10 protein-coding genes are annotated in these 11,602 nt (G+C 34.9%); 9 read left to right on the plus strand and 1 reads right to left on the minus strand.

The window, feature by feature from the left end:
- The first annotated feature begins 34 nt into the window (after nucleotides 1–34).
- The 7 genes from K412_RS0118460 to K412_RS0118490 all read left to right on the plus strand — a co-directional run bounded on the left by K412_RS0118460 (nucleotide 35) and on the right by K412_RS0118490 (nucleotide 9,566).
- Entirely contained in the window at nucleotides 35–2,344 is a 2,310-nt protein-coding gene (locus K412_RS0118460; protein WP_024834460.1) for a radical SAM/SPASM domain-containing protein, read from the plus strand.
- Nucleotides 2,345–2,373: 29 nt separating this feature from the next.
- Nucleotides 2,374–2,535: a hypothetical protein gene (locus tag K412_RS22425; protein ID WP_157833854.1), complete on the plus strand. Its 162-nt coding sequence runs from the start codon at nucleotides 2,374–2,376 to the stop codon at nucleotides 2,533–2,535.
- A 16-nt stretch (nucleotides 2,536–2,551) separates the two neighbouring features.
- On the plus strand, nucleotides 2,552–3,946 hold the full coding sequence (locus tag K412_RS0118470) for a radical SAM/SPASM domain-containing protein (RefSeq protein WP_024834461.1): 1,395 nt from the start codon (nucleotides 2,552–2,554) through the stop codon (nucleotides 3,944–3,946).
- 61 nt (nucleotides 3,947–4,007) lie between these two features.
- A complete protein-coding gene (locus tag K412_RS0118475) occupies nucleotides 4,008–5,141 on the plus strand; it encodes a cysteine desulfurase family protein (protein WP_157833855.1) in 1,134 nt (377 codons plus the stop codon).
- 5 nt (nucleotides 5,142–5,146) lie between these two features.
- Entirely contained in the window at nucleotides 5,147–6,178 is a 1,032-nt protein-coding gene (locus K412_RS0118480) for a hypothetical protein (protein WP_024834463.1), read from the plus strand.
- Between the two features lie 66 nt (nucleotides 6,179–6,244).
- Nucleotides 6,245–7,108, plus strand: a complete 864-nt coding sequence (locus tag K412_RS0118485) for an MIP/aquaporin family protein (RefSeq protein WP_051461064.1) — start codon at nucleotides 6,245–6,247, stop codon at nucleotides 7,106–7,108.
- A 103-nt stretch (nucleotides 7,109–7,211) separates the two neighbouring features.
- Nucleotides 7,212–9,566: a glycosyltransferase gene (locus K412_RS0118490; RefSeq protein WP_024834465.1), complete on the plus strand. Its 2,355-nt coding sequence runs from the start codon at nucleotides 7,212–7,214 to the stop codon at nucleotides 9,564–9,566.
- A 69-nt stretch (nucleotides 9,567–9,635) separates the two neighbouring features.
- On the opposite strand, the gene K412_RS0118495 is transcribed toward K412_RS0118490, so the two are convergent.
- Entirely contained in the window at nucleotides 9,636–9,887 is a 252-nt protein-coding gene (locus tag K412_RS0118495) for a hypothetical protein (RefSeq protein WP_024834466.1), read from the minus strand.
- A gap of 201 nt (nucleotides 9,888–10,088) precedes the next feature.
- Between K412_RS0118495 and K412_RS0118500 the strand changes: the two genes are divergently transcribed.
- Nucleotides 10,089–10,391, plus strand: coding sequence for an ArsR/SmtB family transcription factor (locus K412_RS0118500; RefSeq protein ID WP_024834467.1), 303 nt, complete (start codon nucleotides 10,089–10,091; stop codon nucleotides 10,389–10,391).
- Nucleotides 10,392–10,454: 63 nt separating this feature from the next.
- Nucleotides 10,455–11,591, plus strand: a complete 1,137-nt coding sequence (locus K412_RS21530; RefSeq protein WP_024834468.1) for a permease — start codon at nucleotides 10,455–10,457, stop codon at nucleotides 11,589–11,591.
- Nucleotides 11,592–11,602 lie beyond the last annotated feature (11 nt).

Raw genomic sequence — 11,602 nt, forward strand, 5'->3', positions numbered from 1 at the left:
TTAAATAATATTTTATATAACGGGAGGTAGAAAAATGGAACTAACATTAGTTTCTCCAAACAGTGAGTGTGAAAAATGTACTACCATGTATGAGCAATTGGTTGTCCTAAAGAATAAGTATCCTGATATAAATTTGAAAAAAATATCATATGAAGCAAACAAAGAAGGGTTTTTGAACTATACTACTCCAATTCTATTGATGGATGATTGTGTAGTGTCTTCAGGAAGAGTTGTACCAATGGAATTTCTGGAGGAATACATAGAAAACCAGTTAAGCTTTAAATCTTCTTCCTGCAGTTGCGGTTGCAGCTGTTCTTCCCAAAAAGAAGATAATTATAGTAATGAATTCTCTTTGTCAGGAACAAGATGGCATGTATTTCAAAACGGAGATGAATATATCGCTTTGGATGTAAATACATCCAGATGTATGGAAATGGACGAGTATGCTCTTAAAGTGTTGCAGGGAGAAGCAGCGCGTGAAGGCAAAATGGAGGCGGCAGTTAAAGAGTACAATACTCTCAAATATATCGATTATTACAGCCACGAAAATTTTACCCGTGAAATACCGGAGAATGAACTTAATGTATGTTCAATAAACCTTACAATACCTCATGCTTGTAATCTGGACTGTGAATATTGCTATAGCAAGGATTATTACAAGCCTGTCTCTAGAGAACAGGTGTTCAAGATTTTGGACAGATTGATAGAACGGTTTGTTGCTCCGTCAAAAAACAAAAGATTTATGTTTAACTTTTCGCTGTTTGGCGAAGTACTTTTGAATATTCCCCTTTTAACAGAAATGAAGCAATACCTTGAGGACTGGGGAAACAAAAACGGTAAAAGGCTCTCAAGCAGGTTTAATGCCACAAATGCTACTCTCTTAACCCCTGAAAAAGCCCGTGAAATGTGGGAACTGTCAGATATGGGTGAAATAAATATAAGCATTGATGGTCCCGCACATATCCATGATAAAGTAAGGCATTTTCCCAACGGAAAAGGAACTTACACAATTATTGAGGAGAATGTAAAGGACTGCGTAAACAAATGGCCTACTGTAGCATCTGCAGTACTAAACGGTCAAAATCCAAATGTAACTGAGATTTTTCTCCATCTTTATAACCTGGGATTCAGACGTATTCGTATCAAACCTATAAGAGCAAGCTATGATAATCCTTATGCAATAACAAAGGACAATGTGAATATTGTAAAAGAGGAATATACGAAATTTATTAAGTTCCTTTTGGAACAGGATGATGCGCAACTAGTAGATTATATATCTTGTATTGATGGAGACGAGTTGCTGGGCAGGTTTTTCCAGACATTGTTAAAAGGAATTGTTTCTAAATACAGGTGTCCTGCTTTAAGAGACACAATTGTTGTTAATAGTGATGGTGATATTTACTCATGTCAGAGCGTTATAGGTTTTGAAGAATTTAAGGTAGGAAACATCTTTGACGATGACACTGCCTGGAACGAAAAGAGAAATTCACTTTTAACCAAAATGCATGTGAATCTAAAGGAAGAGTGTAAAAAATGCTGGGCAATTAATTTGTGCGGAGGAGGATGTGCACATGCCGGATGGCTCAATAATGGTTCACTTGAAACCCCAGATCTTGTTAAATGTGATTTGGTAAGGCATGTTATAGAGCAAGCAATGATTTTACTTTCTGGAATAAGAAGCAGACCAGAGGCTTCAAAAATGCTTGAAACTGCATTTAGAAGGCGTTCTCCCCAATCTGTATTATTGTCAGCATCAAGTAAACATACAAATGTTTCACCGCTGTCCGATTCAACTGCTTGGGAAAATGCAAAGATTATAAATCTAAATAGAAAAGAGCAATTAAGGGGAGCTGTAAGCGGAAAACAGATTTTTACTGGGAAGGTACATACTTTGTGGGATGAACAATATTTTTATCTGAAAGCTGATATTCTTGGTTTGAATTCTGATAAAAAAATGTTTAATCAAGAAAATCTGGTTCGGTTCTGTCTTATGGAGAATACTGATGGGAATATATGGGAATATGGAATAGGTTTAAACATAGGACAACCTGTTCTCACTCGTTTCTATATGAAGGATATATCAAAGGATTTCTTTGGAAATGTAGAAGATGCGATTGTATCTATAAGTGAAACTGAGGAAGGAATGTCATATCAGGTTGCTATTCCATGGAAGGAATTTGGAGTGAAACCGGAAGATGGTAAGGTTTTAAGATTTAATGTGGTGCTTTACGAAAGAGAACATCCTTATCCATATGTGGCTGAGTGGTGGTGGGAATGGTCACCAGGAATGGTTGTGGAAATGAATCCAAACCTGTTAGGAAAGCTTGTATTAAAAAGTAAATAAATGATTTTAGGTAAAGGGAGGTGAAAAGTATGGAAAATTTGAGAGAAGCAAAATTTCTGGAAACAACCATAATAAATGATGAGCTGCTTGATATTACTGAGCTGACAACTTCAATTATTGGAGAAGGATGCAATTGTAAAGAGGGCGGCGTAGTAGCTTGTACCTGCTGCGGTTCAAGTAGACAATTATAAAAGAAGGATGTTTTTTGTGACTGAAAATATTAGCGGGCAAATACCACTATATAAACAAAGCTATTATAATTTTGAGCTAAAGCTGGATAATGAAAAGTATATGCTATATAACACCAAAACCGGTGCTGTTTCTCTTTTAGACAACATAGAAAGAGACACTATGAGCTCTGCTTTATCAGGTAAAAATGTATGCAAAGACAGATTATTAATAGGCAACTTGTTAAGTCAAGGCTTCATAGTAGAAAGAAATAGAAATGAGTTGGATGATATCAAGTCAATTACTCAGAGCTTTAGAAAAGCAAAGAACCTTGTACGGTTAATTGTATTACCTGCTGAGGCATGTAATTTTACATGCCCCTATTGCTTTATTTACAGGCAGAGAAATATTTTTATGAGCGAATGGGTATATGATTCAATCCTTAAATATATTGAAAGTAAGGTATCAAAAAGTACAGAGCAAACTTTAGTACAGCTTTCATGGTACGGAGGAGAACCTCTATTAGCTTCCCAAAAGATAATTGAGTTTATGGGAAGGTTGAACCAGTTAAAAGAAAATTACAATTTTAAATTAAATAGTTCCATATATACAAATGGATATCTTCTTACAAGTGACTTGTTCCAACAACTCCTAGAATGTGGTATAGAAACTTTTCAGGTTACGGTTGACGGAGGTAAAAGTAGTCATGATCGTTTGCGGAGATTAAATAGTGGAGAGTCTACATTTGATACTATTTATACAAACTTAAAAAATATCAAAAGATTTACCGGTAAAGAGAAAAGTTTTAAATTTTACATTAGAGCGAACTTTTTAAAGAGCAGCATTGAATCAATGAATGAATTTATAGAGGATTTTGTTAAAGATTTTGAGACAGATAAAAGATTTAATATCTTTTTCAGACCGGTATATCACTTTAAAACCTCCAGAAATGATGTGGAAAAGGTTGCTGATGATATATTAGATCCTGATGAAGGTGTAAATTCACAGTTAGTTCTCGCAAACAAGGTTTTCAGTCAATTACCTGAAAAATCAATGGATTCTATGGTCAATATATTTAAGCCTTTACCATCACCAATACACACTTGGTGTACCGGAAGCAGCGGAAATACTTATATTATCGGTGCTGACGGGGCTGTGTTTATGTGTGATACCATGATGGTTGAAAAAGAAAAGAGTGTAGGAGAAATTACCTTGGATGGACGTATTTCATTAAACGAAAATGCTCAACCTTGGATAAGACCTGTCTTTGAAGATTTAGAAAATAATCGAAAAGAATGCTTAAAGTGTAAATTGCTCCCGGTTTGTCTGGGAGGCTGCAGATTATCAGCGGCTTCAGGACACAAAGCATGCTTCTGGAGTGAGAAAGTTATACTTGATTCCATGAGAAAATATGCTGAAATGATTTCAAAATGAAATTATATTGTATCCGGAAGAATGTGTACTTGAAAAAGAGGAAAGCAGAGGTGTGAATATTTTGAAAGAAGCAAAAGGGTATTTTGACTATGCGGCCAGTGCTCCTGCATTTGAGGAGAGCATTGAAGTTTTTAAAAACATATCTATGTTTACTTTTGGAAATCCTTCATCCAACCATAGCCCAGGGATGAAAGCAAGGGAAATCTTAAACAAAAGCAAAGAAAAGTTTTTAAATGTACTTGGTATTTCAGATGCAACTATTGTTGTTACTTCAGGAGGCTCAGAGGCTAATAATCTGATTTTGAATTCCATGATTCTGAAATATCCTGATAAGAAAATCTTAGTTGCACAGGATTCCCACGAATCATGTTATTTTATCAAAAAAAAGTATCCCGATAGAGTGGATATTCTGAATATTGACAGTCATGGTCAGATTAATTTAAAGGATTTGGAGAACACTCTTTCTCAGGAATATTCTCTTCTATGTATACTTCACGGAAACAACGAAACAGGAGTTGTTCAGAGGGAATTAAGAAAAATAATTGAAATCTGTAGAAATAAAAATGTTTTGATACATATTGATGGAGTTCAGACTGTAGGACATATTCCTATAGGAATAGATGATTTTAAGGGAATATTTTATACTTTTTCTTCCCATAAATTTGGCTCTCCAAGAGGAAGCGGAGGGATTATTACAAGTTCACCTGAGCTATTAAACAGCTTCATTTTTGGCGGACCACAAGAGAAAAATATACGTGCTGGAACGGAAAATATCGCAGCTTTTGCTGCGGCTGCTTCTGCTCTTGAAATATCTATTAATAAATTTGAACAAATGGAAGAACGATTAAAATTATATTGCAATTATGTAAAAGGTAAGCTTACGGAGCATTTTCCCCAAATAATATTCAATTCAAGCGATAATGGATTACCAGGACTTTTATCACTATCAGTCCCTGGTATAAAGGGTAGTATTACGGTCACGGAGATGGCTATGCACGGATATGCAATATCATCGGGATCGGCCTGTCATTCCAGTATGGAAATTCCGCCGCGCATTATAATGGCTATGGGCAGAAGTATGAAGGAAGCATTTGGTTCATTGAGAATATCTATGGGGTATTACACCGAAGAAGATGATGTTTATTCTATGACAGATGCTTTAATAAAGGCAATTAGTCGACAATTAAAGGAGTGATAAAAATGTCAATTTTTATTAATGAAAAGGAATTTAATATTAGCAAAGTTCAGCAAGGTAAATTTGAGCAATGGGGAGTAACTTTTCAACTTGATTGTATTTATGAAGTAATTAATGAATTTGAATCAAATAATCTTCGTGGAATTAATTTATCTGTAACAAAAAAGGGAGAATATTTTTTAGAAGGCTGGAAGGCTCCTGATGAAAAATGTTTTGACAGCGGAAGAACAGTACACTACAAGGGCAATTGCTTGGCTGTTCTGGATGATGATAATCATTTTATATTCAAGAATATGCGGATTTGTGAAAAGACCAGCAGTGTATATATGTTGCCGGTTTATCAAAAGGAACTCGAAGTTTCAGAACCCGATCCTGAACTTTATGCTAGATTAACTACCGATCCCGTGTTGTTTGATTGTGATACTTTTGAAAGGGATGCAGGTTTAGTAGCCGAAAACATAAAATATAGCCCCGAGACAGCAGAAGTAAGTTTGCTTTATACAGGTCCTTTTCGTTGTATTTTTCTTCCAAATGGAACTATTGTAAGAAGGGGAATTCCAGTTTCTGTATCAAAAAAATCTGCAGAAATTATAGGGGAGAATAACTATTTATTATTAGAGTTTACAGCTCCACTTGCTAAAAACTATTTGGATTTATATAAAAAGTATGGGGCGATTTTTTTACTGGGAAACAGTATGGGCGAAAGTATTAATTATTACCCTCAGATAGAGAAAATCAAGTCAATATCCGATTCATTAAAATTACGCTTTAAAAATATGATTGATAACAATAATGATTATTTTATTTTACAGGGAAGTGATCCTGCAGATAAAGATTCTTGTTGTCCAAATCCTTTAGTATCAGAATTGAAGCAACTGGCTAATGCTGGTCTTGTATCCTCATATGGCTCACCGACTGCCGGCAGCTGTCCTATGACAATATATGCCTTTAATGGCGAATTAAGTACTGTGGATGACGGCTTTCCGACCTTTAATCAAAATGGTCTGCTAAGACTTGCCATGAGAAAATATCTCTAAAAATACGAAATTTAATTCATTTACACTGCCTAATTGATTTGGCAGAAGCGAGGAGTTGATATAAATATGCGTAAAGAATTTATAGCAGAAATAATTGGCACGTTTATTCTTGTTTTTTTCGGCTGTGGCTCCGTTGCAGTTGATGTAATAAGCGGTGCACATCTTGGTTTGTTTCAGGTGGCAATTGTTTGGGGAATAGCAGTTAATCTGGCCATTTACATGGTGGGCTCCATAAGTGGTGCGCATCTTAATCCTGCAATAACAATTGCTATGGCTATTTTCAGACCTAAAAAGTTTCCCGCAAAAAAGATATTGCCATATATTTTAGCTCAATTAGTAGGCGCTGTTATTGCCGGGCTAGTATTGTACGGACTATTTAGTAAAACCCTTATCAGTTTTGAAGCTTCAAATAATATTGTAAGAGGGCAGCCTGGAAGTGAATTATCGGCTATGATGTTTGGAGAGTACTTCCCGAATCCTGCTATTTATGGAACCACAAAAGAAGTATTTGCACAGGTACCATTGATTATTGGTACGGTGGCAGAGTTTATGGGTACTATGTTTCTTGCACTGGGAGTATTTGCATTAACAGATGAGAAGAAGTTTGACAGTTCCAAAAAAGGATTCAGAGCTTTTACATATTGCATAGGTCTTGTACTTTCTATATCCATAATCATGTTCGCTCCTTTTTCCCAAGCCGGGCTTAATCCTGCCAGAGATTTTGGTCCAAGGTTAGTTTCATACTTTGCAGGATGGAAAGATATTGCCATTCCGGGCCCAAATGGAGGATTTTTGCTAGTGTATATTTTAGCGCCAATCGCTGGAGCAATTTTAGGTGGCTGTATATATAAATTTATTGCTCAAATTTCACCAGCAAAGGATGAATCCGAATATAGTGGCAATAGAGAATTTGCTCGTAAAGCCAGTTGATTTATATTAATGAATTTTAAACGTAATATTTTTAGAAATAGAACAGAGGAGGGGATTGGAATTTTATCCCCTCCTACTTTTAATAAGGAGGGACCATATTTGTATGAAATTTGATTTTTCTGTCGTAATACCATTTTACAACAAGAGATTTGAGCTTAATCTTGTGTTAAAAGGACTATCCTGTCAGGACTATGATAAAGGCAAATTTGAAGTGGTTATAGTAGATGATGGTTCAGAAAATTCCATTAATGATTTGCTAGAGAAATATGCAAATTATTTGAACATAAAGTATATATATCTTGAGCACACCGGGAACCGTGGTCGGAATAGAAACAAAGGTGCTAAAGAAAGTAATGGCAAAAAAATAATTTTTCTTGATGGTGATATAATACCGGAGAGCAATTTAATATCCGCTTTTTATAAAGCAACAAAAGATAACCCAAGGTTGGTTTCAGTGGGATTTCGAAGACTTCTTAGAGAAGTTGACATCAGTCTCTTGACAGAAGAAGCTGTAGAAAATAATTGTGAATCCTTATTAAAACTTCCTTATAATTCAGACAGCCGCCATTTAAATGTGGATTATGAGAAGAGCACGGGTAACAAAATAGTGGGCGGATGGCAATATCTTTATACTAATTGTGTATGTATACCTAAAAATGAGTTTGAAGCTATAGGCGGATTTGATGAAGTATTTTCTGAAAATTGGGGTGCAGAGGATGTGGAACTTGGGTTTAGACTTTTTCAAAATGGGTGTATTATTGAAATGAACGAAGCAGCAAACGGTATTCATATTTTTCACACTGAAGATGGCTTCAAAAGATTTGAATCAATGATGAAAAATTATGATATTTTTCTTCGTATGCACAAGCATTGGACTGTTGAGCTATTTACCAAAGAGTATGAAACCCAGGCTATTGAAATTATTGGAATGCAAAAGTTAATAAAGAAGAGAAGCCATATTGTGTCAAAAATCCAAAATGTTGATACAGTTATAAGCCATCTGCCTGAAAACGTTTTGCTGTGTGGAATCGAGATAAGTGAATTAATTAATTGCCATAAAATTATTAATGTATTTAATCCTGAACCTTTGATAAAGTCGGAAAAAGTACTTAATTGGTTAGGAATAAAAACTGATTATAAAGACAACCATTTTGAATTGGCACTGCTATCAATAAAATACAAAGAGATTAATTACGGACTTTTTCACATCCTGTATCATGAAATAAGCAGAATAGCCAAAAAAGTAATTTTGGTAGATGACAATTCAAATATTCTTTCCGTTTTGAATTCTACCGAGGTAGAACCCTTTGACTTCCCAAAAGAAATTATTTTTTATGTATCAGCATTTGAGAACTACTCCATTTACAGACACTATATAAACCTTGCAATTGCTCTGCATAAGAAAGGAATTAAAACCGGTTATAATGTATATTTTGACCCAACCCATGAAATAAATCCAAACCGTGGTGTTATGCATACCAGAAATAAAGAAAAAATTGATATAATTAATAAGCTCTTAAGGCATGAAATGAGCATAAATTCCAGTCAAACGATATCAATTGTTGATAAAATTCTTTTAAAGGTTGCTTCCAAAAATATGGGGGCAAGGATATTATGGGATGAAATAAATTATCACGGTCATGAAAAAGAGTTCGGTTCTGATATTACCTCTTATGTTGATGCAGTTTGCCCAAGAAGAGAAAGGGATGTGGATTTTTATAATGAGAATAAATTAATAGGTTACATACCTGTGGGCATTGATAAGCAAAAAATAATTGAAATAAAGGGAATGGATAAGGCCAAGAAAGATAAATTTACATTTCTTTGGTCAGATCAATATACCGACAAATATTCAAATCTTGAAATTATTTTAGAAGCATTTACTGAGTTGTTTAAGAATAAGGACGATGTAGATTTAAAGATTGTTCATACAGGAAAAAATCTTGTATATAGTTCATATAATAAATTCTTTTATCAAGAGTCCTTTGACCGAATTTATGCTGATTTATATAATAAATATCAGCACGAAAAGAATATTAAGTTCCTGCAAGCGGAATTATCTGAAGAAGAGTATTCAAAAGAGATTTTCCAGTGTGATTGCTTTATTAATCTTAACTCCCTGATGAAAATAAACAGTTGGGTATTAGAGTCAATAGCTTTTGGTAAAAAACCAATGATATTGGATAATGGCAATTATGACGGTTATTTTTCGGATAAGGAAAGCTTCAGGGTCAAGACAAAACTTGTTCCTGTTTTAGTTGGAAAGCCATCAAAGGATGATGGAAATTTGAGAAATACATATCATATTGATGTTCCTATAAAGGAATCCATTATTGATGTCTTTCAAGAAATATATAACAATAAAGATTCCTTGAGTATTGACAGTTCTGTAGTAAATGATTTTATCGACAGGCATGACTGGATGACTATAGCAGATATGTTTGTTGAAATAATATAGCTATAAACATTCAAAAATTACTGCCAATTTCGAATCATTCAAAATTGGCAGTAATCCTCTTTTGTATGATTACTTGCAGGTGCAGTCATTATCAACTTTTGGGGAACAGCCGCAACTTTCTGCCTGCTCATTACTGCCACAACCACAATCCTGTGAAACAAGTGTGTCTTCAATTGCAGAAGATACATCAACTTCACATGAAGAGCAACAGCTGTTAGCAACAGTTGTACTACCGCATCCACACTGTGTTTCAGTTTTTTTACCAAAAAGTATTTCGCTCAGCGTTTTACGCTTTTGTGCATCTTTTTTAGTATCTGGCATGTAATCACTACCTCCTTATCGCATATCGTAAATATACGATAATTATATGTAAAATATATTTTTAAGTCAAGTGAAATAAGGCAATAATAGGAAGTAATTACAAATAAGTAATATTATCCAATGAAATCATTGACAGTATCGTATTTATACGATATAATACATCGTGTAAATACGATGTAAGCGAGGTGAATATATTAATTAATGGATGTTATTGCTATCTGCAATGCTTTAGGTAATAAAACCCGTTTTCAGATAATTAAATCTTTAAAGAACAAGTCGATTTCTACATGCTGTGATAAGATTGAATATTTTGAAAATGGTATTAGTGTTGGAGATGTAGTTAAACTTACCGGACTTGCACAGTCAACAGTCTCTCAGCATTTAGTAGTACTAGAGAAGGCTGGATTACTTTATAGGGAAAAAAGGGATCTTTGGACATGTTATTTCCTTAATACTGAAGTAATTAAAGAGTTTTTAGCAGAGTTGAATAGTGACCTAAAATAATAAAAAATTTTACTTGTCTACATCGTAAAAAAACGATATAGATTTATGATGGAGGTAAAAGATATGGAAAAATATTTTCCCATGATAGGGGATTTAGTTTCTAACATGGTTATTGAAGTTCTTACAAGTTATTCACACAATTGGTTGCCACTTCTCATAGCCGCGCTCACAGCTGCAATAATGACGGTATATGTCAATAATGATAAGCTAAGCAATTTTCTTCTTAAAAAAACGAAAATTTCAGTTTTTGCAGCTGTACTTTTCGGAGCACTCACACCTCTTTGTGCATGTGGAACAATGGCAGTTCTGTTGGGGATGGTGACTACTGCTTTACCATGGAGCCCTATTATGGCGTTCCTGACTTCTTCACCGTTAATGAGTCCTGATGGTTTCGTTATGAATGCTGGAATAATCGGCTTCCAATTTGCGGTAGCATTGACAATTGCATCTATTGTTATTGGTTTGGGATCAGGCTTTATAACAAGTGCTATCGAACGCAAAACTAAATTTTTAAAGAATCAAAGCCGCTTTGACGGTAAATCAAAACCTGCATCAGCATGTGGATGCGGTACGACAAATGAACCTGAGAATGTGAATTCATGTTCATGCGGTACACCTGAACCGTCTCCGGTACAAAGCTGTTCATGTGAATCAGATACTGTTCCGGAAGTTCAGGCATGTGGATGCGGTACGGCCACTGCAACAGTACAGACATGTTGTGGTAATATACAATCACCGGTGGTTGACAAGGGGCTTATAGGTAAACTAAAACTGGACCAAGTTTGGAAGGCTTTAATAGATATAGGTGTAAAGCAAATATTACTTTACTTTACCATATTTATAGCTTTAGGCTATCTTGTAAACAGATTTATTCCTACCGATTTAATAGTAAGTTTGTTTGGAGCTAAAAAGTTTTATGCCGTTCCATTGGCATCTGCAATAGGTGTGCCTATCTATATTAATACTGAAGCTTCTATTGCAATTGTACAATCGTTTCTCAAGGGAGGAGCAAGCGGTGGATCTGTTCTTGCTTTTATGATCACAGGTCCGGGTACCAGTGCAATGGTTATTGCAGGTCTTGCTACATTCATGAAAAGACGTGCTCTTGCTCTTTATGTTGGACTAATATTCTTTGGGGGAATTTTCTGCGGATATCTGTATGACATCTTAATTGCAACGGGACTTGTAGGAATTAAATAGAAATAAAAACA

It is taken from the genome of Ruminiclostridium josui JCM 17888 (assembly GCF_000526495.1).
Lineage (GTDB): Bacteria > Bacillota > Clostridia > Acetivibrionales > DSM-1351 > Ruminiclostridium > Ruminiclostridium josui.